The organism is Curvibacter sp. GW821-FHT09D12 (genome assembly GCF_059416245.1).
The window spans coordinates 1-23,452 of sequence record NZ_JBWKOU010000028.1; the positions used below are offsets into that span (position 1 = coordinate 1).

Genomic DNA, 23,452 nt, shown 5'->3' on the forward strand with positions numbered 1-23,452 from the left:
CCAAGGGGAGTGATTGGTGGGTTGGATCCTCAGGCGGCGGCGCAGGGTTGGGTAGATGACTTGCCAGGACGCTTACAGAAAAAGAGCGGAAACTGTTTGAGCTTTGTTGCGGACCGATCGAAGTCACGACGGGTATCGCAAAAGCTTCCGCGGGTGGAACACGGATCAATGCCCACCGTGCGAGCTACCTCCTCCCGGGCGTCACAGCAGCCAATCCTGGCTTGAAAGCCTATGGTCGCTATCTGCTCATTCCGAGGACCAAGCAGCCGCCTAAGCAGCCCTACATGCTCCTGTGGCCCACAGCCTTTGGTGCTGCCGCCGGGAGCGCGTCTCATTTGGGGACTTCCATGTTGGCGATGGCCGGATTGAGTGCGGGGACCGTACCGATCGGCGAACGTCTGGATCTGCCTGGAAATATCGCGTGGAAGTATCTGATAGACGATCTCGTTTCGTACTGCGAAAGCAAGCCACCAGTTGCTCGGTTCAAGTCCACGAAGATAACGATTCCAAGGGTTATCAGTTCGGGCTCCTACACCAACTCATTCAAGACGATCCTTGCTGGCATAGCAACCTCCTTCATCGAACGTGCAGTGGACATGCTGCGTATCGAGAAGTTGCTTCATTTCAACATCGTCAAAGACCATCCGAAGTTTCCCCTCGGCGGCGGCGGGGGGCCACCGCCCAACGGTGTTGACGAGGAAGAACGACCGGAGGGTTTCAGCATCCTGACCGTGACTATCCGGACCAGTCGAAAATTCGATCCGCAGGGCTAACGTAAATTGTTGACGCGTGGGCTACGTGCTTGGAATGTCCCGCTTCTGGATTTCTCAGTGCAGGCTTGGGTAGACAGAGCAGCAGACGTTCAAGGGGTAGCAGCGATTTCGTCCGCTGCTTGCATTCTCCATCCGCTGCCCCTTCACGCCCCTTGCCGGCCGGCGGTGATGCGTTGGTGCAGCCGCCGCAGCGTGAGCGTCCAGTCAACCCATCTTGACAGACCGCACGCAGCTCATTTGGACTGCAGCTGTGCTCCGATGTAGGCCACGCACTCAACGAGGTTGAGGCAGGCCAGCAGCAGGTACTTCTCGGCGTCGGTTCTCACGCGCAGCAGGTCGTGCTCGCCGAGGTGGCCGTACACGAACACGAGCAGGTGCCGCTCCGGGTGGTCGACGCAAATCTTCGCGATCATCAGCTCAACCAAGTTTGGCGGCACGCCCTCGGTGAACCTCATCATCGCCGTCAGCCGCTTCAAGCAGGCTTCCTGGACGTCCTCAGAGATCGTTGGCAAGGCATACCCGCAGTGCTTCATTGCCTGGAACACAACCAGCAAGACGTGGATTGGCACCTCAAGCTGTAGCAGATCGACCCCGTAGCGGGGCAACACGAGGATTGAGGCGAGCAAGTTTGGCTGCCGGGACCGGATGTCGTCGGCCAGTGCAACCTTGTCCTGCGCGCTCATGCGGTTAACGTCGATGTTCGCCCGACCCATCACGGACTGCGTGAGCAAGGTCATGGCGCTGCGCTGCACGATGGCTGCCGTCGGTGCGGCAGCAAGTCCTCGATCCGACTGTTCGGCTGCGTCGGCAGCCGCTGCAGCACGTCGCGCAGGTAGGCCCAGGGATCGTGCCCTTTGAATCGTGCCGACTGCACCAGGCTCATCGCCATGGCCGTGCGCTGGCCAGCAAGTTCTCTGCCGGCGAAGAGCCATGCCTTTCGATTATGTGAAGCTTCACATAATCGAAAAAACTGGTTGTTTGCGGGCACCCAACTAGCAGGCCAAAGAGCAGCGGCCATCATGAGCCTGATCCAGAGCACCAAACTCACCGGACTTGACCCGTACGATTACTTGCGCGATGTGCTGACCCGACTGCCTACGCACAAGGCCAGCCGGATTGCGGAATTACTGCCCCACAAATGGACTGGTGTACGCGAAGGCTGAATTCAAGACAGAAATTGAAGTGGCCTCATGTCCGCGCTAATGGGCGTGGAAATGAATTCCCTATGGCCAGGGCTCTGGATAGATGACTTAGCCGGTTGCTTACGAAAATTCGCCCGAACGATTTCTTTCACTGGCGCACAACTTTCCCTATATCTATCAACGGGTTAACCAATGCCTCTGAACACTGGCGAGCCCTGAAGAACAGCACTTCCTGTTTAGATGTGAAATCGAAGATGCATTGAACAGGTCAGACCGGCAGCAGGCAAGCTCGACTAGTTGCCGGTGAACACCATGTGTAGCACGCAAGTCGAATGGAGCCTTGTTAAGCGGTCTGTATCTGGGGCCGCACTTTATGCGACAAGCCCGACTGTAGATGTGCAGTCTGCTCCTTGTTTCAAGCAGTTCGATCGATACGTCCATCAACTGGGACCATATCAAGAAATTCATCTTGAACCACTTGGAAAGTCCCTGTAGACAACTATTCTGACGCGGGGGGGGGGGGGGGAAGACAGAAACCCGGCCCTGACCGAAGTTTTATTCCAATTTATTTCCCGGCGAACTGAGCCAGTTCATTAAAAACTACTCAGAAGGAAAATTAATAGCGTGGAAATAATGAAATAATTTTTATGACGTGGCAAAAACAGATACCAATCTCATAAGCCCTCATAGTATTTTCACAACAGGATTTATTTTATCGAAATTTGTCCTGAGCTCGTTATTTTCTTTTAACAACTCAAGATATGCCCTTCGAAGGCTAATCAGCTTACTTTGAGCTTCATCTCTTTGCGCCTTTACCTGCTCGAATCTCTGATCAAACGATGCCTTTTCAATACGTCTTTGCTTTTTTTTATAATAGGCCGATGGATGTGCGCTCGCGACCATCTCCTCGTGCGCCTGTATTTCCCAAACAAGTGTAGGAAATCTTTCGCGCCTAAAAGAGCTGGGGTCTTTATATCCAGCCTCACGGGCAACATTGCTTTTACTTATGCGACTCCCTGGCGGCAATATCACTGGTTGATTTTTCTTCAATCTTAGAAAAGCTTCACGCAAGCGCGTTTCTACGGATTTTTGGTCTTTACTTGAGAGCATTAATAAAAATCTCCAATGCAATGATTTCAGCTTTTAATGCTTTGAATTTGACACTCGTCTTACTCAGTCCTTTCATTTCAATTTTAGTCAATCTTAATTGATCACGAACTGATGCATGCCTATCACGATCAAAGAGCGCATCTGCGCAAGGCCCCTTGCCATCACCACCTCCACAGCGGGAAACAGACTCAATACCTCCATATGGGCATGGTCCAATCCTAGTACATGCTCCCAACCGCATTTCGCGAAAAGCTGTTTCCCCACGACTACCCGCAACAGACAACTGCTGGGCAGATTTCTCTCCAATTAGTTTCACCATGATTTCCGCCTTTCTTTCAGTACCATATGGTGATACGTATCGTTCACTAGTTAATTGGACTAATCGATGACTCATTACCTCATACATAGCAGCTACAACCACAGCACCCACACCCTCACTAACAGGGAGACGATTGTATCCACGCACATAATATAGTGGCATCAAACGGGATGCATGCTTCATTTGAAATTGAAGTGAAGAATCAGATAGAAGTCCTGATGCGAACATATTAACAGCACTTGTACGGCGAAGCTGATGCCATGCAAATGGCCATACCGCACCAATGGAGTACCCATCCTCAGGCTTTAGATTTGGCGTCAATAACAATGCAGTCCGCAAATCATCTTCTTTAATCTTCAAAACCTCGGGATCGAAAAGCTTAGGAAATCTCAAAAGCTCTTTTTTATAAGTTTTATTTGTTGGCCGAAGAGCATATGTTATAGACGCATCATTACGACCACCCCAGGGCTCATAAGCGCGATCAAATAGTCGAGGATTTACCTGATCACTACTTGATGGCTTTGCGTATGGATCAGATACTGCGCAACGCATCCTCATTTTAGCGATCGAAATTAGCGCTTTCATTGCGAACTCCACACTTGGACTTGTAGGCCATCGGGCATCACTATCTTTATTAGTTTTTGTTGTCTCCCCACAAATCATTGGAATACGACCTAACTTCGGATCATCCTCCCAAAGCAGGCAATCTGAACGCAAGGACTGGCACTCGTCCGCCCTTTGTAGAGTGAAGCTCGTCAAATAAGCTCGCCCAGCCAATTGAACAAGTGAAAAATAAGTGGAAAACTGCTTTATTGTCCAGCCGACCTTTGGACGCGGAATCCATCGATTAAACAACTCCTCTAGACCGTGGCGTTCAAGAGTTTTGGAAAAGCTTCCATGCACTACAACATCTGCTGCAACAGAACGATATTTGTTGTCGCCATCCTGAAATGGCAACCTAGCCTGATTTTTAATCCCTTTTCTATCAAGAGCTTTCTCAAGGGAACCAAAATTATATGAATAAGCATTCAAGCAAAAATTAAAACAATCTTCAATTGCACCAAGATGCGCATTGAAATCATCGATACACTGCCGGAGTCTGCGCATCTGATACCCCCAGATTCTAGGAGGAATATACGCAGTTTGAACCACTTCGTGTTTTGACTGCAATTCAGCCAACCTGGCAAGCGCTCGTTGGTCCAGCAACTCTATGCCAATTTCCTCTCGACGCTCCCAGAGTTTGTGGAAAATATATAAATTCTTCGAAAACACCGACGTTGGGACTATTGAAATATATTGATCCAGCAATGCTGGAAATCTACTCAAGCTATCCGCTTGCACATTGTTTTCACTACAAAATGAAACAAAACGTCTAAATATCACGAAATTAGTCTTAAAGGTTCTAATCTCGCGAAGTGCATCCGGCCCCCACAAGAACCAAGCAGCGACCATACGAAGAATATCCAGATTTTTACCTTCAATTTTCTGAGGCCTGATCCCCAGCTTCGCATTGTCGCCACTTAAATCAATCCTAAATACCTTGCCAGCCCAAGGAGAAAAATCCCAAATGCTATCACCGTAATATGAAAGAGGATTACCCAACTTATCGACACTAACAACCCAGTCCTTCGGAGGCGGCCAATGCGGTGGACGATAACACCGTGAAGCAGTGGAAATTTCTATGTTTGAAAGACGGAGCCCAAAAGATTCAATTAGTAAACTCATGATGTTTTTTCTGCATTCTCGATCAAATTTACCCAAGATGAATGATAATAACCTTCAGCAATTCTCGCTTCGGCCTCTACAACCCACTTCTTTCGAATCGGGCTTGAATCAGAAAACCAGCGCAGCTTCTCTGTTATTCCATCAATGACAAGATCCACCGGATGAGGCATCCGGCTTTCAACAGGCCCTCTCCATCTTGAAAGCTCAATAGTTTTGAGAAAGCGAAAACTGATAAGTGCCCATACATAGTCCATGCTATCGATATCACGATGGTGCTCGCACCATATACACCCCGATGGGCGAATACAATCAGGAACAGGTGCACCATCAGGAATATTTGGCTTAGTCACAGCTTTTCCGTCACACTCTCCGGGAGCGATAGCACCTTGTGATGCCAAGTATGGATCGTATTTTGACCAAAACTGTATGACTTCACTCATTGCGCGCTGTTGGCTTGGCCTTTCATATTGATCTAAAAGTGTCTTTTTCGTATGCTGTGCCATTTCGGCAGTGATATCAGGATCAGAGCTCCTTCGAAGCAACCAGTTAACTCTAGTTTTCCTAAGAGACTGAGGCGGAACAAAGATAATATTGAGTTTTGAGCAGATATCTCTCACTCTCTTCAAAAGCATTTGAGAATCTTGCAGTGCACCATGTTTCTTGACAAATGGAAATAGCAGCGTGCTTTCGCCAAAGATGCTTCTTCTCCATGCGAGGTATCTTTCGAAATGCTGCTTATATTCAGAAAATATTTCAAAAATCACATCTCCACCTCTACGCTCTTTTCTATCTCGAACACGATACCCATCCAAATACGAGACATATTGAAAATCTCGAATCTGCAATCGAATCGACTGAGCCAGATTCATTCCAGTTTGAGATATAAAAATCAATAATTCAGCCTCTATTCTTATATTTAATAATGGATAACGCCTTTCAATCCCGCGACATTCCCTCAGTGCCTGAACACGGAAACTAGGCTGCATTTTGCACCAGAATTCCAGCTTCTGCGCATCTGCAAAATGAACACATAACGGTAAATCATCTATAAGAACGGCGTCAGCAGTAAAAGCATCACAAATCTTAACAAGTGCACCTGCAAAACGAAATGTATTTCGCAGATTCTGCTTCTCAGACTTTGGGCTTATTGACCTAGAATGATTCTTAGGTATTTTCAATCGTGACAAACTAATTAATGGAATCCATCCATCAAGAACAGTCATGAGAGTATTGCCAACAGCTGCGGCACGCATGTAAGTTCCACGCTCGTCTAATCCCTCACCTGACCGGACTCTATCAACCTCAGAATCAGTCCAGAGCAGATATATTTGCTGTACATCATTAATATTAAGTACAAGGCCTTGCTGATCCACCCAAGAAAAGAAACATCTAAAGGCCTGAATTTTACCATTCAGCGTCATCCGGCTACCACCGCCGACCAAAACACCGTTAAGCTCTTGATGAATTTTTTCAACCAAAGGTATCCGCTCTTTCAGCAAAACTCCCAACTCACCTTTCTCAATCATAGAGGCCACCTTATTTGCTTTCGCCCTAGCACCACCCGAATACAAAAGAGGGGTCAGATCAAATGGGGTTACGAAACGTCCATAACTAAGGGACGGAAAATCCAACATAGCAGTTTCCTTAAAATACGAGCCCCCATTTAACTCAACTTATTCAGCCCGCCAAAAACCCTAGTGAATTCATTTGCAAGAGCGGACTTTACTTTTGCATCTTGAATAAATTTTACATATCGAAAAGTCGTCGCCTCATGTGCATGGAGCATCGCCCTTCGCGTTAAATCTATTGCATCACTTGGGCGCAGTACATCTAACGCCATTTGCATCAAGGAAGTTCCGAATGTTGCACGTGTTTGATGAAATTTAAAATTATTCATGAATTCAAAGCCAGCCGCCAGAGCGGCGGCCCTTAAATTCTCTACCAAACGGTCAACTGTCTTAACGGTGTACGTATTACCCAAACGGGTCAAAAAAATTAGAGATTTATTCTCAGATATAGCGAGATTCTGCCTAAGCAATCGCCGCTCCGATTCGCAATATTTTTTCAAATCATTAAGAAGCTGAGTCGGAATCATTAAATGACCATTCACATCATTCTTTGTTGGAACACCAGATTTTGGTCCCACAGGAAGAAGATAAATACCTTCCACAAACGGATCTGGCTGGGCGATATAAATATTCTCCCAACGAATTCCGATAATTGTCCCAATTCGCGCCCCAGTAAAAAATCCAAGGCTCAATATAAGACAAACCTCAATCGTTTGCGTCTTAACCACAAATTCAAGCAATTTAATGACCGAATCAGCAGAGAGAGGCATCAATCCATCCTCCAAGATAGATCCAGTCTTTCCTCTATTTGGGATAATTAAATCAGATGTTGCACGTGACATTGATCTCCCAAATCCAGCCGTATCCTGCCAACGCGCGACAACTACCTTCTCCGTCCACATCTCCGCGTTACTACTCACGAAATCATTCGCAAGACAATATCTATAGAATTGAATGATCGCAGACATACGAGCACTTGCAGTACTTGACGATATATCGCCATTCTTTATTGCCCCTATTAAATAGCCTCTAAATTTAACTAAGACCCGAAGCTCTTTGACCATCGGAAAACTACGCCAATCAAGCCCATTATTTTCTAGATATTCGGCGTAAGCTTTCATGTGCCGCATAAGTGCAAGGACTGTTTGACTCTTCTTGCCATCAGCTGTTGTTTTATGAAGTGCCCACAAATTCACCTCCGGCCAATCAGTGCCATCATCCCAATATATTTGCGGAAGCTGTCTAGCAGACTTCCTAAATTTATCAATGACAAGGAATTCATTCAATTTATCAAAATCAAAATGCCACGGTTGAAAATTAATAAACTCAAGTCGCGCCACAGCTTACCCCCGAATATAAATAAACCCACTTTAGAAAAAAAGAAATTATGTCGGGCACGTAATGCACATTAAAAAGTAGCAAGTCTGCAAACTGAGGAGCTTGCGAGGTATGCGCCGTTTAGCTCGGTTTAAGAGCGAGGTTGTGGCGTGTCGCAACACGACAGCCCAAGTGCTGTCGACTGCCTCCAGGAAAGATGCCAAGGGGGGGCCGCTTCGCGGCCTCATGACAGATTCAGTGTGTCCAGAATTGATACGCATGTCCAACTTTCAACTTGTAGGTGTGGATGTCCATTGACCTCTGTTCGGGTGTGACATCAAGCGCATCTACACCGACCGCGACTTCGACTTCAATTTCGGCGGCATGAGCAATACCTTCGACCCCACGGTGGGCATCCAGCGCCTGTACTGGTCCAAGAACTTCAAGCGCGGCCTGCCGTTCTCCAACGGCTCGGGCTATGCCAACCCCGAGGTCGACCAATGGCTGGAGGCCGCAGCGATCGAGACCAACCTGGCCAAACGCCAGGCGCAGTGGATAGCCATCCAGAAAGCCATCGTGCGCGACCTGCCCGACATCACCCTGGTGGCGCCCGACAACCTGACCGTGTCCAGCCCCCGTGTGCACCAGCACACCGTGAGTGCGCTGGGCGTGGCCGGCAACCTGGCCCATGTGTGGCTGGCGGCCTGAGACCCTGAACGGAGACCCCATGAGCAACACCGAGGCCACCCCGGCCGACACCAGCACGGACGCCCCTGGCACCGTGCTCTGGTACACCCGCTGCCCCGTGCCCTCGCCGCTGGGCATCGCCGCCCGCCTGGGCTGGCTGGAGGCCGAGTTCCAGCCCCTGGGCCTGCAGGTCAAATCGATCATCGACAGCCCGTTGAAGGCCATCCGCGAAAGCCATTTCAGCCACCACCTGGCCTGGTCGTTCCGACAAGGTGGCAACATCCCGCCGTTGTGGGCGCGCGCCCAGGGCGCCGCCACCCGGCTGGTGTCCCTGACCTGGACCGATGAGTTCCAGGCGGTGATCGCCCGGCGCGACAGCACGCTGCGCAGCGCGGCCGACCTGGCCGGCCGCCGCCTGGGCGTGCCCTTGCGCGCTGGCGAGACCATCGACTTCCACCGGGCCACCGCGCTCAAGGGCCTCTACTCGGCGCTGGGCACGGCCGGCCTGAGTTGGAGCGACATCGTTCCGGTGGATCTGCCGATCACCGAGCCCGTGCTGCTGGGCCCCGGCCACGCCAGCCTGCATGGCCTGCGCCGTCGCCACCCCTACTTCGCCGAGATCAGCGCGCTGGAACGCGGCGAGGTCGATGCCGTGTTCGTGAAGGGGGCCGAGGGCATCGTGGTGGCCAACCTGATCGGCGCCCAGACGGTGGTCGAGACCGGACGTCATCCCGACCCGCGTGTGCGCATCAACAACGGCACCCCACGGCTGCTGACGGTGGATGAAGCCCTGGCCCGCGACCGGCCCGATCTGGTGCGACGCCTGCTGGCCGTGGTGCGCCGCAGCGGCGAGTGGGCCGCAGCTCACCCCGACGAGACGCTGCGTTTCGTGGCCCGCGAGATTGGCAGCACCGAAGAGGCCGTGCTGGCCAGCAACGGGCCCGAGGTGCATCGCCATCTGGGTCTGAGCCTGGCACCCGAGTTGCTCGACGCGGTCGACCATTTCAAGGGCTTCTTGCTGCAGCAGGGCTTTCTGGTCGCCGACTTTGATGTGGCCGGCTGGGTCGACGCCACGCCGCTGGAGAGCCTCAGCCACCCCGTGCCGGAGGCGGCATGAGCCCGCCACGGCCCCACCCGGACCCGCGTCCGGTGCTGGTGGGTGGCGGCAGCGGACGCCTGGGTCGCCTGGTGGTGGCCGGCCTGCTGGCCCAGGGCGTGCGAGTGCGCGTGCTGAGCCGGCAGAACACCTTGGCCGTCCACCTGGCCCAGGCCGGTGTGGAGCTCAGCCAGGGCGAGCTGGGCGAGCCGGGCACCTTGCAGCGCGCCTTGAGCGGAGTGAGGGCGGCGTTTCTGCTCTCCCCCATCAGCCCCGATCTGGCCCGGCACCAGCGCCACTTTGTGCAGGCGGCACGCCAGGCCGGCGTACCCAGGCTGGTCAAGCTCTCGGGCTCGGCCTGGACCCTAGAGCACGGCCGCACCTGGAGCGGCGACGCCCACCGTGAGGTCGAGCAGGCCCTGGCCGACAGCGGACTGCCGCACGCCGTGCTGCGCCCCAACGCCTGGGCCCAAGTGGTGCTGGCCCCGCTGGCCGCCGCGCTGCGGGCAGGCGATGTGCTGGGCGGCGGCTTTGGTGAGGCCCAGGTGTCGTACATCGACATCCGCGACATCGCCGACGTGGCCGTGCACACCCTGCTCCACCCGGGCGCCCTGCCCAGCACACCGCTTGAATTGACCGGGCCCGAGGCCCTGAACCACGCCGAGTTGGCCCAGCGCCTGAGCGCGCTGGCCGGCCGACCAATCCGGTGGCAAGCCCCTGCGCCGGCCCCAGTGGCCCCCAACCCCAGCTACCTGCAACAGGTGCACGCCCAGTTCTATCACTGGATCAGCAGCGGTGTGGCCGCCCCGGTGACCGACACCGTGGCACAAACCCTGGGCCGGCCGGCCCGCCGCCTGGACGGACCGGAAGGCTTTCTGCGCGAACTGCTGAGCGACTGAGCGGCCGCACGGTGCCCAGCCACTCGCCCCATGCCGGCCCCTGGCCGGCATTTTTCATGGTGCGGCAAAAGCCAGACTGTGGTGATTTGACTACAGCCGGTTCGAATATCGATATCTGATGAAGAAAGGGGGCCAGCTGATGTCATTTGAATTTCACATGCATGCAGTTTTGATTACTTGCAATTCACATCAAATTAATCTGAAAAGCCAAGACTCAGCCATTTAATGACAGGCGACTTTCAAAAACCCATGTGTGCCGAAAATATCCATCGATGGTTCTTTGAATTCCTGATATGGGCCAGGCCGAGGGCTCTCTAGAGTCACAACCTAAGACCTGAACAGAGGCCCCATGACCGAAATTAATCGGCCGACGCCCCCTGCCCCATGACCGGGTTCAGGTCTTGAAATCACCTTTCACCTCGATTCACCTATTAACTCCATCAGGAAAACCCATGCAGATTCGATTTGTCCGCTCCGCCCTTTCTACCGCCGCCGTGCTGACCCTGGCCTTGGGCGCCAGCGCCCACGCGCAATCGTCCGTCACCCTGTTCGGTGTGGTGGACCTGGCCTTTGAAAGCGTAAAAAGCAACGCTGGCCGCCAAAGCGGCATCGCCCCATCGGGCAACACAGCCAGCCGCCTGGGCTTTCGCGGCACCGAAGACCTGGGCGGCGGCTTGGCCGCCAGTTTCTGGCTGGAAGCCGCCATTGCAGCCAACAGCGGCATCGGCAGCAGCGGTACCAACACCAATAACGGCGCCACCTCCACAGGCGCCGTGGCCGCCGGCGGCCTGACCTTCAACCGCCGTGCCACCGTGAGCCTGTCGGGCAACTTCGGAGAAGTACGCCTGGGCCGCGACATCGTGCCCAGCTTCTGGAACTACACCGTCTTCGATCCCTTTGGGGCCGGCAGCGTGGGCGCCATCATCACCAACTACACCGGTGCCGCCGCCACCTTTGTGCGGGCCTCCAATGGCGTGAGCTACCTGCTGCCCACCAACCTGGGCGGCTTCTACGGCCAAGGCACGGTCGCTTTCGGCAACCAGGCCAGCACCGCCACCCAGGTCAACAGTGCGGGCACCACCGTGGATTCGTCCGACAACGGCCGCTACTACGGTCTGCGCGCCGGCTTCGCCAAGGGCCCGTTCGACGTGGCAGCCGCCTACGGCCAGACCAAGTACATCAACAACGGTGCCCAGTCGTTCGGAAATGCCACCAACAGCCTAGGTGCCTTCGGCACCTTCGGCAACTACACCGACACCAACTTCGGCGGCTCGTACGACTTCGGCGTGGCCAAACTGCTGGCCACAGTCTCACAGCAGAAGTACAACGACTTCATCAGCCTGGGCAACACCAAGGCCGTCAAGGGCTGGTCGCTGGGCGTGAATGCACCGGTGGGCGCCGGCAATGTGCTGGCCCAACTGAGCAGCGCCAAACTCGACAGCGCCGGCAAGGCCAACAAGTTTGCCGTGGGTTATGTGTACAACTTCTCCAAGAGCACCGCTGTTTACGGCACCGTGTCGCGCGTGAGCAATTCGGGTGGCGCCAGCCTCAATGCTGCCTCGTTCAGCTCGGCCGGCTTTGGTGGCGTGAACGGTGCCGCCAACGTGAATGGATCCTCCACAGGTATTGACGCCGGCATCCGCGTGCGTTTCTGATCTTCTCCAAACCCGCTTGAATGCCAAAGCCGCCACCTTCGGGTGGCGGCTTTTTTGCGTGTGGTTTTCATGCCAAAAAAAAACCCCCAGTCATCGACTGACCGAGGGATTCAACTGACGAAAGTCAGAGCTAGGAGACATCGCAGAAGCACAAGGAAAAAATCCCCTCCATTGGATCGATGAAAGACCCAATCGATTTCTGTGCTCCGGATCTATTTTGTGACAGACGACAAAATGGGGTGATCATTATTTTGCATATCCATGGTTGGAGATAATCAACCAGCATTCACCTTAAAAATCAAATCCAATCAAAAACCCGGCGCCGGGCCGGGCTCCAAAGGCGGCATCCAGGAGAAGCTTCAAGTCAGCTCAAACCCCTGCCAGGTAATGAAGCGCCGCAAGTGATCCCGCCCCGACAGGCTTTGCGGCCCGGCCACGCGTTGGCTGGCCTGCTGCGACCACGGCACGGGGGGCAGGCCCTGATCGCGCTGAAAGGCCTGGATGGACTGGTCGTACCGCGGCACCTCGCCGGCTTCGGCCTCGGGGCTGTAATGCTCGTGGTGCAGCACCACCGACTGCGCCAGGCGCGGCTTGACGGCCGCGGGCTGGGCTGGATCAGGGTGACCCACGCACAGGCCGAACAGTGGAAACACGTGCGACGGCAGCTTCAGTTCAGCGGCCACCTCGGGGGCGCGGTTGCGCAGGGCCCCGATGTAGACGGTGCCCAGGCCCAGGGCCTCGGCGGCGACCACGGCATTTTGCGCGGCCAGCGAGGCGTCGATGCTGGCGACCAGAAACTGCTCCAGGTACTGGTTGGCATCCGAGGGCTGGCCCAGGCGCTGGGCCAGCCGATCCAGGCGCGAGAGGTCGGCCAGCCAGACCAGGAACAGCGGCGCCTGGCGGATGTGAGCCTGATCGCGCGACCACTCGGACAGGCGCGCCTTGCGCTCGGGGTCGGTGACGGCCAGGACGCTCCAGGCCTGCAGGTTGGATGAGGTGGGTGCCGATTGGGCGGCGGCCACCAGATGGGCCAAGGTGCCTTCTGGCAGGGCGTCGGGCAGGTAGGCGCGCACGGATCGGTGTGCCAGCAGGTGCTGCAGCACCGCGGTCTGGGCCTGTGCGGGCGGGGTGGGCAGCGTGGCCTGCGGGTTGCCGTAGCGGGCGGTCAGGGCTGGGTTCAGGTCAAAGGTTTCGTGGGTCATGGAGATCTCCAAGGGGTGGGTGCCGGCGGGTCAGGCCGGGATCAGCTGGATGCCGATATCGCCCTCGCGCTCCAGCTGGGCCACCAGGCCCAGCTCCCAATCGAGGTAGGCCTTGAAGCCCGCATCGCGCTGGGCCAGGTCGGCATGGGCATAAGGGCTGTACCAGTGGTCGTCGTCCCCCGTGAGCACGCCGTCGGCACCGCTTTGCAGGGGCAGGCCGGCAGCGGCCCAGGCCTCGGTGCCGCCGGCCAGGCTGCGCACGGTGCGCGCCAGCAGGCGCCGGGCCAGCTCGGCCGCCACGGTGGCCGCCAGCACGCCATCGGGCGAGGTGATGACGATCGGTGTCTGGTCGTCGGCACCACCGGCAAATTCCTGTAGCCGGTCGGGCACGGCAAAGCGGCTCCCGGGGATGTGGCGGCGCTCAAATTCGGCACGGCGATCGACATCGAAGACCTGCACGTCGCCCTGCTGTTGCCAGGCCTGCAGTTGCAGCGGCGACAGCCGGGCTGCGGCAGGTTGCGAGGCCAGCACACGCACCGGCTCGGGGCCGGTCACCGTGGTGGCCTGGGCAGGCGGGGTGAACACATAGACCTCATGTCCACCGAGCTGGGCCAGCCAGGCGGCCGTGGTCAGCGCACGCACACCGTCCCAGTCGGCCAGCACGATGCGGCTGCGGCGCGTGCCCACGTATTCATCGGTGGCCTGCACCAGCTGCCCACCCGGGGCCCAGCGCCAGCCCTCGAGGTGGCCGGCCTGGTACTCATCACGGGTGCGCACGTCGAACAGGTACAGCGATCGCTCATGGCGGTGGCGCTGCAGACGGACCAGGCCCGCTGCGTCGAGGCGCTGTACACCGGCCCGTTCGGCCACCCGGGCAGCCTGCTCACGCGCCCGGGCCAGGCCCTGGGGCGAAGGCTCGGGCAGGGCCGCGCTGCGCCCGTGCGCCAGGCTCTGCCCGGCCAGCAGCCAGGCCATGGTGCCGTCCTTGAGCGAGACCACGCGGTTCGGGATGCCGGCGTCGATCAGCGTCTGGGCACCCACGATGCTGCGGGTGCGCCCGGCGCAGTTGACCACCACCAGGGTGTCGGGATCGGGCGCCAGCTCATGGATGCGGTAGACCAGCTCGGCCCCGGGCAAGCTGTGCGCAAAGGGCAGGCTGAACTGCCCGAATTCCTCGGGGGTGCGGCTGTCCACCACCACCAGGTTCTGGCCCTTCTCCAGCGCCTGACTCAGGCCGGCCACGTCGATCCAGGGGGTATGCTTGTCGTGCTCGATGACCTCGCCAAAGGCCTTGCTGGGCACGTTGGTGCCGGTAAAGATCTCGAAGCCGGCGGCGGCCCAGGCCTCGGAGCCGCCCTCCAGCACCGACACCTGGGCATAGCCCAGGCGCACCAGCTTGCGGGCCGCCTCATGAGCCAGCGACTCGTCACCGTCGACCAGCACGATGCGGGTGCCACGGCGTGGCACCAGGCGGTCGATCAGCAGCTCCAGCCGCCACAGCGGGGCCGAGGCGGCCAGCAGCAGGTGGCCGTGGGTGTAGACGCCGGTTTCGCGTACGTCGAGCAAGGCGATCTCTTCGCCGTCAAGCAGGGCCTCACGCAGGGCCGCCGGGCTGATCAGCGGGTGGCGGATCAGGGCCGGGGGCGCAAAGGTGCGGTAGCTGCCACCGCTGCGGCTTTCAAACACCACGCGCCCGGGCAGGCGGTCCAGCCCCAGGCCGTAGAAGTGCAGGTGCAGGCCGGTCTCGGCCCCCACCAGCTCGATGGTGTGCACATCCGTGGGCTGCAGGGTGATGTAGCTGCCAGGGCCCACGTCGACGGTGCGGAGGGGGCTCAGGCTGACACGTGCCGGGTCGGCCGTTGGGCTGCGCTGGTAAAGCACGTTTTCTTCATGGCCCTGGATGCCGGCGATGATGGCCCAGGTGGTATGGTCGTGCGGCGGCTGGGCCTTGCCCGGCTGGCCGGCCGACACGTACAGGGCATAGTGGCCGTCCAGGTCTTCGTACAGGCGGTAGACCCGGGCCGGCACCTCTTCGCTGAGCGGAAAGTGCGCCTCTGGGAACAGCTCGCGGCGCAGGCCCAACTGCGCCAGGGCCTGGGCCACCTCGGCCAATTGGGCATCGCTGGCCTGTTGGGGGTCGAGCACGGTGCGGCGCGCATGGGCGATGAAATCCAGCACCGCACGGGTGCGGCGGCTGGCGAGGTCACTGCCGCTGAAGTCGAGGCTGAGGTCGGTCTGGCTCATGCGATGGGTCTTTCAGATACAAGTACAGGTGCAAGGGTGGGTGCAAGGCAACGCAAGGTTGCGGTCGCGCAAGGCTAAAAGCGCCCGCCGGCTCGCCCAAGGAATGATTTCGGCTAACCATATGCGCGCCGGCCCGCGCGCCCCGTTGCGCGCCCGGTTCTACGCCTGGTGCGCATATGCTTAGCCGAAGAACTTCGTTCACGGCAGCGCTACCCCTGCCTAGAGTAGCGCCCACCATGCATGCCACCCCCACCCTGCCCCGCCGCTGCCTGCTGCGCGCCCCGCTGATCCTGCTGGCCGCCCTGGGCCTGTTGACCGCCGCTGCGGCCACCCCAGCGGCCGAGCCCCCGGCCTTCCCGAACCGGCCCGTGCACATCGTGGTACCCGTGGCCGCCGGCGGCAGTGCCGATAAGCTGACACGCGCCCTGGCCGAGAAGCTGACCGCGCGGTGGGGGCAGCCCGTGGTGGTCGACAACGTGCCCGGCGCCAGCGGCAACATCGGTGCCGCCAAGGTGGCCCGGGCTGCCCCCGACGGCTACACCCTGCTGCAGCAAGGTGAGGGCCTGACGCTGAACAACATCCTGTTCACCGAACTGCCCTACGACGCCAACAAAGCCTTTGCCCCGGTGATCAAGGCGGTGGTGAATCCGCAGATCCTGGTGGTGAACCCGAACAGCGGCCTGAACAGCTTTGCCGACTACCTGGCACGCGCCAAGGCCCAACCCGACACCCTCACCCTGGGCCTGCCGGGCAACGGCGGCATCGCCCACGTGGCCCATGAGATCCTGAGCCAGGAGACCGGCGCCAAGGTGCGCTACATCCCGTATTCGGGTGGGGCCCCAGCCGCACTGGATGTGCTGGCCGGGCACACCCAGGCCACCCTGATCACGCTGGCCGCCGTGACCGAGCATGTGCGCAGCGGCAAGCTGCACGCCCTGGCGGTGACCACGAACTACCGCTCGCCCGCCCTGCCCCAGGTGCCCACCATGGCGGAGGCCGGCGTGCCGGGCTTTTCGGTGGAAAGCTGGCAGGGCTACTTCGTGCCGGCGGGCACACCCGCTGCCGTGGTGGCCAAACTGAACCACGACATCGACACGGTGCTGCACTCGCCCGAGCTGCGCAACAAGCTTGAGGACATGGGCTTCAAAGTGGCCGGCGGCAGCGCCGCCGACCTGGCCACCAGCCTGCAGCAAGAGCGCCCGCGCTACAGCCGGGCGATTCGCACGGCAGGGATCTCGCTGCGCTGAGGGGACCAGCCACTGCGCTTCGGCGGCAGGCTTGAGGGTGGTCGTCACGCCTGCCAGGGATGGAGACGGCCAGGCCAGCCTGCTGAAAGGCCAGGTCACGGCATGTGCAACGATCGAGGATCGGGCGCAAGCGAGGGCCGGCAGACAGAGCGTTTGGATGACCTGCGCATCCATCCGAGCCGACACCCGGCCCGCTGGCTCGCCTCGGTGGACCTCATCGGGCGGGTTTCGAGCGGTGATGATCGCCACAGGTGTCCCCTTCCAGAACAAAACGACGGGGCATGTGTTGGAAGTGCTAGCTTATGCATCAAACTTCTTTGGCTATGAAGTCGGGTTTTCATAACATTCCGCCATGACGGGAGCGCGCCTGAAGGCCGCCCCGATGTTCCAAAGACTTCAAGCCCCCATTTCATGCCCTCGACCCCCTCCAAGCGACTGGCCCTGACCCGTCGAGCCTTGATCGCCAGCGCTGGCCTGCTGCTGGCCGCAGCCGCCACGTTCACCCATGCCGAAAGCGCCCCCGCCATGATCCGCATCGGCTCGCCCGAACTGGGCACGGGCACCAAGCCCTTTCCGGGGGCCAATCCGCTCGCGGTGCTGAAGGCCCGAGGTTGGCTGGAGGAAGAATTCAAGGCCGAGCACATCAAGATCGAATGGACCACCTTCCGCGGCGCCGGCCCAGCTGTGAACGAAGCGGTGGCGGCCAAGCAACTCGATGTGGTGTTCCTGGGCGACCTGGCCTCGGTGATCGGCAAGTCGCGCGGCCTGCCCACCCGATTGATCGCGGTGGTGGGACGCAACTCGAACAGCTACCTGGCGGTGGCACCGGGGGCGGGCATCCAGAGCTTTGCCGACCTCAAGGGGCGCAAGGTGTCGGTGCTCAAGGGGACGGCCTACCAGCGCCCCTTCGATGTCTTTCTGGCCGAGGCCGGCCTGACCGAGAAAGACCTGAAGGTCGTCAACCTCGACTGGCCCGGCTCCAAGGCCGCCGTGGTCAACCGCGACATCGATGCCACGTTTGGCGGCGCAGACCTGCACCTGCTGCTGGACAAGGGCGTGACATTGCCCGTCAGCACCAAGGGCAAGGGCCCAGCCTTCAGTATCTACGCCGGCCTGCTGGCCACCGATGACTTCATCACGCGCTACCCGGCCCACACCACACGCCTGGTCAAGCAGCTGATTCGCGCTTCGCAATGGGCCAGCGACGAAGCCAACCGCAACGCCCTGCTGCAGCTGTGGGGCGATCAGAGTGGCCAGGGTGAAGCGGTGTACAAGGCCGAGTTCGATGGTGAATCACTCAAGTCACGCCATTCGCCCCGCATCGACGAGGCGGCGGTGTCGGTCTACAAATCGGTGGTGGCAGACGGCCTCAAGCTGGGCCTGATCAAGCAGAACGTGGACGTGGACGCCTGGGTAGCCCCGCAGTTTGTCGAAGCCGCCCTGAAGGAGTTGAAGGCCGAGAAGTTCTGGCCCGCCCTGGACCGCAACGGACGCCCCCTACCATGAGCCACGCCAACCAGCACGACGGCCGCCCCAACATCATCTTCATCATGGCCGATGACCTGGGCTGGGCCGATTTGGGCGTGTACGGCCAGACCGACTACCCCACGCCGCACCTGGACCGGCTGGCCGACCAGGGGGTTCGCTTCACCCAGGCCTATTCCAACTCGGCCGTGTGCTCGGCCACCCGCTTCGCGCTGATCACCGGGCGCTACCAGACCCGCCTGCGTGGCGGCCTGGAAGAGCCGATCGCCAAACCCGCCCACTACCTGGGTCTGCCGCCCGAGCACCCCACCCTGCCCTCGCTGCTGGCCGAGGCCGGCTACCACACAGCCCTGATCGGCAAATGGCACCTGGGCGCCATGCCGCACTTCGGGCCGCTGAAGAGCGGATATCAGAAGTTCTTTGGCAACTACAGTGGCGTCGTCGACTATTTCACCCACAAGCCGGGCGTGGGCGAGCATGTGCCGCGGGACCTGTGGGAAGACGATGTGCCCGTGGAACGCGTGGGGTACTACACCCAGATCCTGGCCGATGAGGCCTCGCGCTATGTGCAGCAACAGGCCCGGGCCGACAAGCCCTTCTTTCTGTCGCTGCACTTCACTGCGCCGCACTGGCCTTGGGTGGGGCCTGAGGACGAGGCGGTGTCGCACAGCCTGAACGACCTGTTCCATTACGACGGCGGCAACCTGGCCACCTACGGCAAGATGGTTCAATCACTGGACACCGCCGTGGGCCAGGTGCTCAAGGCGCTGGACGAATCGGGTCAGGCGCACAACACCATCGTGGTCTTCACGAGTGACAACGGTGGCGAGCGCTTCTCCAAGACCTGGCCCTTCACGGGGCAGAAGACCGAATTGCTGGAGGGCGGCCTGCGCGTGCCCACGCTGCTGCGCTGGCCCCAGTGCCTGGCCCCACAGGTCAACGAGCAGGTCACCATCACCATGGACTGGCTGCCCACCCTGCTGGCCGCCATGGGCCTTCAGCCTCACCCTGACTACCCCAGCGACGGCGAGAACATCCTGCCCGTTCTGACCGGAGACCGCCGCCCCTGGCAGCGCACGCTGTTCTGGCGCTACAAGTCGCAGGGCCAGCGTGCCGTACGCCAAGGCAACTGGAAGTATCTGAAGATCAACGACAACGAATTCCTGTTCGATGTGGTGAACGACCAGCGCGAACGTGCCAATCTGCGCCACAAGCACCCCGAGGTGTTTGAACATCTCAAGAGCCTGTGGGCACAATGGGACAGCACCCAGTTGCCCATCACCGACGAGGTGTTTACCCACGGCGTGACGCCCGATATCCAGGCCGATCGCTATGCGCCGGACAGGGGGCAACGGGTACGGGCTTGAGCCCGCGCCCATAACAGCGCACGCTTGTCGAATTCGAGGCGCTAGCAGCGCCTCGAACCCTCAATTGACCGGTTGACGCGGACGGCTGCGCTGCCCATCCACCGACACCGGCACATCCCCGGCCACGGTGACGCGGCGCACCACGCGGTGCTGGTCGCCATAGTCGTTGATGGCGTAGTGCTGGGTGGCACGGTTGTCCCAGATGGCCACATCGCCCTCGCTCCAACGCCAGCGCACGGTGTTCTCCAGCCGGGTGATGTGGTTCTGGAACAGTTCCAGCAGGCTGCGGCTGTCCTGACCGTTGTAGCCCACGAAGCGTTTGATGAAATGGCCCGAAACCAAGGATCGCTCGCCCGTCTCGGGGTGCACACGCACCAGAGGGTGCTCGGTCTCGATCAGGCGAGAGGTGAACACTTGGCGGTATTTCTGGGCGCCATGGGCGTCGGGCTTGGCGCGGGTGGCGGCGTAATCGTAGTCATTGCCGTGCAGGGCCCAGAGCTGATCGGCCAAGCCCTTGAGCGGGGCAGGCAGTTCGTTGTAGGCCGCCACGGTATTGGCCCAGACAGTGTCGCCGCCGGTGGGCGGGATGACCACCGAGCGCAACACCGCCACCTGGGGGTAGTCGACCTCAAAGGTGACGTCGGTGTGCCAGGAGTCGGCCCGACCGCCATGGGCCGAATCCAGCTCCAGGATCTGGGTGCCATCGCGTGAGGGCACCGTCGGGTGTTCCACCAGCGGCCCGAACAGGCGGGCAAAGGCCTGGTGCGAAGCATCGTCCAGGTGCTGTTGGCCCTTGAAAAACAGCACCTTGTGGCGCAGTAGGGCTTGCTTGAGGGCGGCGAAGGTGGCGGGGGCCAAATCGCCCGACAGGCGCAGGCCACGCACCTCGGCACCAAGCTTGCCCGCCAGGGGCTGCAGTTCAAAGAACGCCGAGCTTGAGGCGGCGTGCGTGGGTTCCAGAACGGTGTTGCTCATCGTGGGTTCTCCTGATCGATGGACGTGGACGGAAGGCGGGACAACATGAGAGGTCGCGGTGGCTCAGGCCGCCTTGGCCTGTTGCGCGTAGCGGCTGGCGGGACGCTCCAGACCGAGGTTCTCGCGCAGGGTGCGGCCCTCATAAGCGGTGCGGAACAGGCCGCGGCGTTGCAACTCGGGCACCACCAGGTCGACAAATTCGTTGAGCGACTGGGGCAGCACCGGGGGCATCACGTTGAAGCCATCGGCCGCGCCGTTCTCGAACCACTCCTGCATGCGGTCGGCGATGGTGCTGGGGGTGCCCACCACCACCCAGTGGCCGCGGGCGCCGGCCAGGTACTCGTAGAGCTGGCGCACGGTGAAGCGCTCGCGTCGGGCCAGCTCGATCACCACATGGGCACGGCTGTTGATACCCTTGGGTGGTTCGGGGTAGTAGGGGGGCACGGCGTCCAGATCCCAGCGCTGCAGTTCCTCGCGGGGCCAGAAAGGCTCGAGCGTGGCCAGGCCCACCGAGGGGTGGATCAGGCCTTGCAGCTCGGCCCATTTGGCCTGGGCCTCTTCCTCGGTGCGACCGATGACGGGCGAGATGCCGGGCAACACCAGCAGTTGCTCGGGGCGGCGGCCATAGCGCGCCAGGCGGCCCTTCACATCGCGGTAGAAGGCCTGGGCCTCGGCCAGGCTGGTCCAGGCGGTGAAGATGGCCTCGGCGCTGGCGGCGGCCAGTTCCTTGCCGTCTTCCGACGAGCCGGCCTGCACGATGACTGGGTAGCCCTGGGGCGGGCGCTCGATGTTCAGCGGGCCCTTGACCTTGAAGTATTTGCCGACGTGGTTGAGCGCGTGGATCTTGTTCGGGTCCACATACACGCCACTGGCGCGGTCACGCACCAGGGCATCATCGTCAAAGCTGTCCCACAGCCCTTTGACGACGTCAACAAACTCATGCGCCCGCTCGTAGCGCACGGCAGGGTCGGGGTGAGCCTCGATGCCGAAGTTGCCGTGCACATTGTCGGCGCTGGTGGTGACGACGTTCCAGGCGGCGCGGCCCTTGCTGATGTGGTCCAGCGAGGCGAACTTGCGCGCCAGCAGGTAGGGGGCTTCGTAGGTGGTGGAGGCAGTGGCCACAAAGCCGATGTGCTTCGTGACCGCTGACAGCGCCGCCCAGAGCGTGACCGGCTCGAAGTACGAGACCCGACCCTGGCGGCTCAGCGATTCATCATCGCCGCGGTGCCACAAACCCGGGCTGTCGGCCACGAAGACCTGATCGAACAGGCCGCGCTCCGCTGTTTTGGCCACCTCGATGTAGTGGTCGATGTTGACGCCCGAATCGATTTGTGACCCGGGGTGGCGCCAGGCGGCCACATGGTGGCCCGTGGCCATGACGAAGGCGCCCAGGCGCAGTTTTCTTTGACTCATGAGATCTCCGTTCTTGAGGTTTGGGTCAGTGCTTGACGCCCTGGCTGCCCACCAGGTTGCCGTCGGCGGCGTACTCGGGCCAATAGCCGTCAAGCTTTTGTTCCTTGAGGGCGGTGTTCAGAAAGCGGCGGTCAAACCAGCTGTCGATCTCGGGCTGCTTGCGGATCAGCTTGAGCTTGAACGACTCGTCGGCCGCATCCTTGTAGCGGGCCACCAGGAAAGGGTCGAGCAGCGGTGACAGGCGCACGCGCAAGGGCTGGCCCACAAAGTCTTCGCGCCATGATTTCTCGGGCAGCTCGGCCTTGCCCCATTGGGCAAACAGGTCACCTCGGCGCGATTCCTCGGAGTACTCACGCGCCGTGCGCACCACCACGTTCACCACCCGCTGCACCAACTCGGGGTGCTCGGTGGCAAAGGCCTCGGTGGCCAGCAACACGGTCTGCCGCGTGAAGCGGTACGAGTCCGCCGCGGCCGACCACACCACCTTGACCAGGCCGCTGTCGCGCAGGCGAAACAGGTCGACATAGCTGAAGGCGGCATCAATGTCTTTGGTGGTGAGCGCTGCCTGGGTGCCGGCCGGGTCGAGGTTGATGAACTTCACATCGCTTTCACGCAAGCCATGTGCAGCCAAGGCCCGCACCGCCGCCAGGTGCAGGTTGGTGCCCTTGAACACCGCCACGCGTTTGCCCTTGAGGTCTTCGATGCGGCTGATGGTGGAGTCAGGCGGCACACCCAGGTACAGGCCGGTGCGCACGCCGGTGCCCAGCACGATGCGGGTTTTAACGCCGTTGGCGCGGTGCACGATGGAGGGCAGATCGCCCTGCCAGGCCAGGTCGAGTTGCTGGTTGACCAGGGCCTCGTTGACGGCGGGGCCGGCACCCTTGAAGAAGATCCACTCGACCTTGATGCCGTCCTTCTCAAACTCTTTCTCGATCAGGCCCTGGGCATTGACGATGCCGACGGTGGAGCCCCCCGTGCGTGGCGGACTGCCCACGCCGCCGGTGGCGACGCCGATGCGGATGGCGCTTGGCGCAGGGCCGGCGGCTTGGGCAGAGCCGAGGGCGGCCAGCAGAGAAACAGACAGCGCCAGCAGCGCGTTCAGCCATCGCCGGGGCGATTTTTCGGATGTCATGGGTGCGATCCTTGGTTGGCGGATGTGGGTGTTCTGCCTTCAAAGGTAAGACGCCCCCGGCCAGCCGTGAACGCAGGTTTTCAGATTTGGATATGA

The 23,452-nt window shown here is 59.7% G+C and carries 18 protein-coding genes and 2 pseudogenes; 9 read left to right on the forward strand and 11 right to left on the reverse strand.

The genetic code is table 11. The features are described 5' to 3' along the window. Nucleotides 1-221 precede the first annotated feature (221 nt). On the forward strand, nt 222-773 hold the full coding sequence (locus AC07PT_RS26720; RefSeq protein WP_494658709.1) for a hypothetical protein: 552 nt from the start codon (nt 222-224) through the stop codon (nt 771-773). Nucleotides 774-1,006: 233 nt separating this feature from the next. Here the strand turns inward: AC07PT_RS26720 and AC07PT_RS26725 are convergent, their stop codons facing one another. Beyond that, nucleotides 1,007-1,510, reverse strand: a complete 504-nt coding sequence (locus tag AC07PT_RS26725; protein ID WP_494658710.1) for a hypothetical protein — start codon at nt 1,508-1,510, stop codon at nt 1,007-1,009. Then, nucleotides 1,507-1,713: pseudogene (locus AC07PT_RS26730) on the reverse strand (transposase domain-containing protein); the annotation flags it as partial. The pseudogene AC07PT_RS26730 and the gene AC07PT_RS26725, both read right to left, overlap by 4 nt. Before the next feature lie 22 nt (nt 1,714-1,735). Here AC07PT_RS26730 and AC07PT_RS26735 point away from each other — a divergent pair. After that, nucleotides 1,736-1,936, forward strand: a pseudogene (locus tag AC07PT_RS26735) (transposase domain-containing protein); the annotation flags it as partial. 663 nt (nt 1,937-2,599) lie between these two features. On the opposite strand, the gene AC07PT_RS26740 reads toward AC07PT_RS26735, so the two are convergent. The 4 genes from AC07PT_RS26740 to AC07PT_RS26755 are packed head-to-tail and all read right to left on the reverse strand — an operon-like array spanning nt 2,600 to nt 7,977. Beyond that, a complete protein-coding gene (locus AC07PT_RS26740; RefSeq protein ID WP_494658711.1) occupies nt 2,600-3,025 on the reverse strand; it encodes a hypothetical protein in 426 nt (141 codons plus the stop codon). Next, nucleotides 3,012-5,069, reverse strand: a complete 2,058-nt coding sequence (locus AC07PT_RS26745; RefSeq protein WP_494658712.1) for a site-specific integrase — start codon at nt 5,067-5,069, stop codon at nt 3,012-3,014. The genes AC07PT_RS26740 and AC07PT_RS26745 overlap by 14 nt, the downstream gene beginning before the upstream one ends. Then, a complete protein-coding gene (locus tag AC07PT_RS26750; protein WP_494658713.1) occupies nt 5,066-6,703 on the reverse strand; it encodes a site-specific integrase in 1,638 nt (545 codons plus the stop codon). Before AC07PT_RS26750 ends, AC07PT_RS26745 begins: the two co-directional genes overlap by 4 nt. A 29-nt stretch (nt 6,704-6,732) precedes the next feature. After that, nucleotides 6,733-7,977, reverse strand: a complete 1,245-nt coding sequence (locus AC07PT_RS26755; protein WP_494658714.1) for a tyrosine-type recombinase/integrase — start codon at nt 7,975-7,977, stop codon at nt 6,733-6,735. Nucleotides 7,978-8,338: 361 nt separating this feature from the next. Between AC07PT_RS26755 and AC07PT_RS26760 the strand changes: the two genes are divergently transcribed. The 4 genes from AC07PT_RS26760 (at nt 8,339) to AC07PT_RS26775 (ending at nt 12,291) form a co-directional block, all read left to right on the forward strand. Beyond that, a complete protein-coding gene (locus AC07PT_RS26760) occupies nt 8,339-8,662 on the forward strand; it encodes a hypothetical protein (RefSeq protein ID WP_494658715.1) in 324 nt (107 codons plus the stop codon). Between the two features lie 19 nt (nt 8,663-8,681). Continuing rightward, complete coding sequence (locus tag AC07PT_RS26765) at nt 8,682-9,758, forward strand: ABC transporter substrate-binding protein (RefSeq protein WP_494658716.1); 1,077 nt, start codon at nt 8,682-8,684, stop codon at nt 9,756-9,758. Beyond that, entirely contained in the window at nt 9,755-10,636 is an 882-nt protein-coding gene (locus tag AC07PT_RS26770) for an SDR family oxidoreductase (protein ID WP_494658717.1), read from the forward strand. The genes AC07PT_RS26765 and AC07PT_RS26770 overlap by 4 nt, the downstream gene beginning before the upstream one ends. A gap of 452 nt (nt 10,637-11,088) precedes the next feature. Beyond that, on the forward strand, nt 11,089-12,291 hold the full coding sequence (locus AC07PT_RS26775) for a porin (protein WP_494658718.1): 1,203 nt from the start codon (nt 11,089-11,091) through the stop codon (nt 12,289-12,291). Nucleotides 12,292-12,650: 359 nt separating this feature from the next. Here AC07PT_RS26775 and AC07PT_RS26780 read toward each other — a convergent pair whose 3' ends face one another. Beyond that, nucleotides 12,651-13,493, reverse strand: coding sequence for an NADPH-dependent oxidoreductase (locus AC07PT_RS26780; protein ID WP_494658719.1), 843 nt, complete (start codon nt 13,491-13,493; stop codon nt 12,651-12,653). A gap of 30 nt (nt 13,494-13,523) precedes the next feature. Continuing rightward, entirely contained in the window at nt 13,524-15,737 is a 2,214-nt protein-coding gene (locus AC07PT_RS26785; RefSeq protein ID WP_494658720.1) for a rhodanese-like domain-containing protein, read from the reverse strand. A 236-nt stretch (nt 15,738-15,973) separates the two neighbouring features. Here AC07PT_RS26785 and AC07PT_RS26790 point away from each other — a divergent pair, with 236 nt between their 5' ends. From AC07PT_RS26790 to AC07PT_RS26800, 3 genes are all read left to right on the forward strand, one after another. After that, nucleotides 15,974-16,984 carry a tripartite tricarboxylate transporter substrate binding protein gene (locus AC07PT_RS26790; RefSeq protein WP_494658721.1) on the forward strand — a complete coding sequence of 337 codons (1,011 nt, stop codon included), beginning with the start codon at nt 15,974-15,976 and terminating at the stop codon, nt 16,982-16,984. A 411-nt stretch (nt 16,985-17,395) separates the two neighbouring features. Next, complete coding sequence (locus AC07PT_RS26795; RefSeq protein WP_494658722.1) at nt 17,396-18,490, forward strand: ABC transporter substrate-binding protein; 1,095 nt, start codon at nt 17,396-17,398, stop codon at nt 18,488-18,490. Beyond that, nucleotides 18,487-19,836: a sulfatase family protein gene (locus AC07PT_RS26800; protein WP_494658723.1), complete on the forward strand. Its 1,350-nt coding sequence runs from the start codon at nt 18,487-18,489 to the stop codon at nt 19,834-19,836. Before AC07PT_RS26795 ends, AC07PT_RS26800 begins: the two co-directional genes overlap by 4 nt. Before the next feature lie 60 nt (nt 19,837-19,896). Here the strand turns inward: AC07PT_RS26800 and AC07PT_RS26805 are convergent, their stop codons facing one another. The 3 genes from AC07PT_RS26805 to AC07PT_RS26815 all read right to left on the reverse strand — a co-directional run bounded on the left by AC07PT_RS26805 (nt 19,897) and on the right by AC07PT_RS26815 (nt 23,356). Beyond that, a complete protein-coding gene (locus AC07PT_RS26805; protein WP_494658724.1) occupies nt 19,897-20,811 on the reverse strand; it encodes a TauD/TfdA dioxygenase family protein in 915 nt (304 codons plus the stop codon). Nucleotides 20,812-20,874: 63 nt separating this feature from the next. Continuing rightward, nucleotides 20,875-22,224 carry an LLM class flavin-dependent oxidoreductase gene (locus tag AC07PT_RS26810; RefSeq protein ID WP_494658725.1) on the reverse strand — a complete coding sequence of 450 codons (1,350 nt, stop codon included), beginning with the start codon at nt 22,222-22,224 and terminating at the stop codon, nt 20,875-20,877. Between the two features lie 25 nt (nt 22,225-22,249). Then, a complete protein-coding gene (locus tag AC07PT_RS26815; protein WP_494658726.1) occupies nt 22,250-23,356 on the reverse strand; it encodes an ABC transporter substrate-binding protein in 1,107 nt (368 codons plus the stop codon). Nucleotides 23,357-23,452: the final 96 nt, after the last annotated feature.

Excerpts from the sequence above, each read along its gene's own strand:
- AC07PT_RS26725 (WP_494658710.1), bottom strand. The coding sequence starts at position 1,510 with ATGACCTTGCTCACGCAGTCCGTGATGGGTCGGGCGAACATCGACGTT.
- AC07PT_RS26740 (WP_494658711.1), bottom strand. The coding sequence starts at position 3,025 with ATGCTCTCAAGTAAAGACCAAAAATCCGTAGAAACGCGCTTGCGTGAA.
- AC07PT_RS26745 (WP_494658712.1), bottom strand. The coding sequence starts at position 5,069 with ATGAGTTTACTAATTGAATCTTTTGGGCTCCGTCTTTCAAACATAGAA.
- AC07PT_RS26750 (WP_494658713.1), bottom strand. The coding sequence starts at position 6,703 with ATGTTGGATTTTCCGTCCCTTAGTTATGGACGTTTCGTAACCCCATTT.
- AC07PT_RS26760 (WP_494658715.1), top strand. The coding sequence starts at position 8,339 with ATGAGCAATACCTTCGACCCCACGGTGGGCATCCAGCGCCTGTACTGG.
- AC07PT_RS26765 (WP_494658716.1), top strand. The coding sequence starts at position 8,682 with ATGAGCAACACCGAGGCCACCCCGGCCGACACCAGCACGGACGCCCCT.
- AC07PT_RS26770 (WP_494658717.1), top strand. The coding sequence starts at position 9,755 with ATGAGCCCGCCACGGCCCCACCCGGACCCGCGTCCGGTGCTGGTGGGT.
- AC07PT_RS26775 (WP_494658718.1), top strand. The coding sequence starts at position 11,089 with ATGCAGATTCGATTTGTCCGCTCCGCCCTTTCTACCGCCGCCGTGCTG.
- AC07PT_RS26780 (WP_494658719.1), bottom strand. The coding sequence starts at position 13,493 with ATGACCCACGAAACCTTTGACCTGAACCCAGCCCTGACCGCCCGCTAC.
- AC07PT_RS26785 (WP_494658720.1), bottom strand. The coding sequence starts at position 15,737 with ATGAGCCAGACCGACCTCAGCCTCGACTTCAGCGGCAGTGACCTCGCC.
- AC07PT_RS26790 (WP_494658721.1), top strand. The coding sequence starts at position 15,974 with ATGCATGCCACCCCCACCCTGCCCCGCCGCTGCCTGCTGCGCGCCCCG.
- AC07PT_RS26795 (WP_494658722.1), top strand. The coding sequence starts at position 17,396 with ATGCCCTCGACCCCCTCCAAGCGACTGGCCCTGACCCGTCGAGCCTTG.
- AC07PT_RS26800 (WP_494658723.1), top strand. The coding sequence starts at position 18,487 with ATGAGCCACGCCAACCAGCACGACGGCCGCCCCAACATCATCTTCATC.
- AC07PT_RS26805 (WP_494658724.1), bottom strand. The coding sequence starts at position 20,811 with ATGAGCAACACCGTTCTGGAACCCACGCACGCCGCCTCAAGCTCGGCG.
- AC07PT_RS26810 (WP_494658725.1), bottom strand. The coding sequence starts at position 22,224 with ATGAGTCAAAGAAAACTGCGCCTGGGCGCCTTCGTCATGGCCACGGGC.
- AC07PT_RS26815 (WP_494658726.1), bottom strand. The coding sequence starts at position 23,356 with ATGACATCCGAAAAATCGCCCCGGCGATGGCTGAACGCGCTGCTGGCG.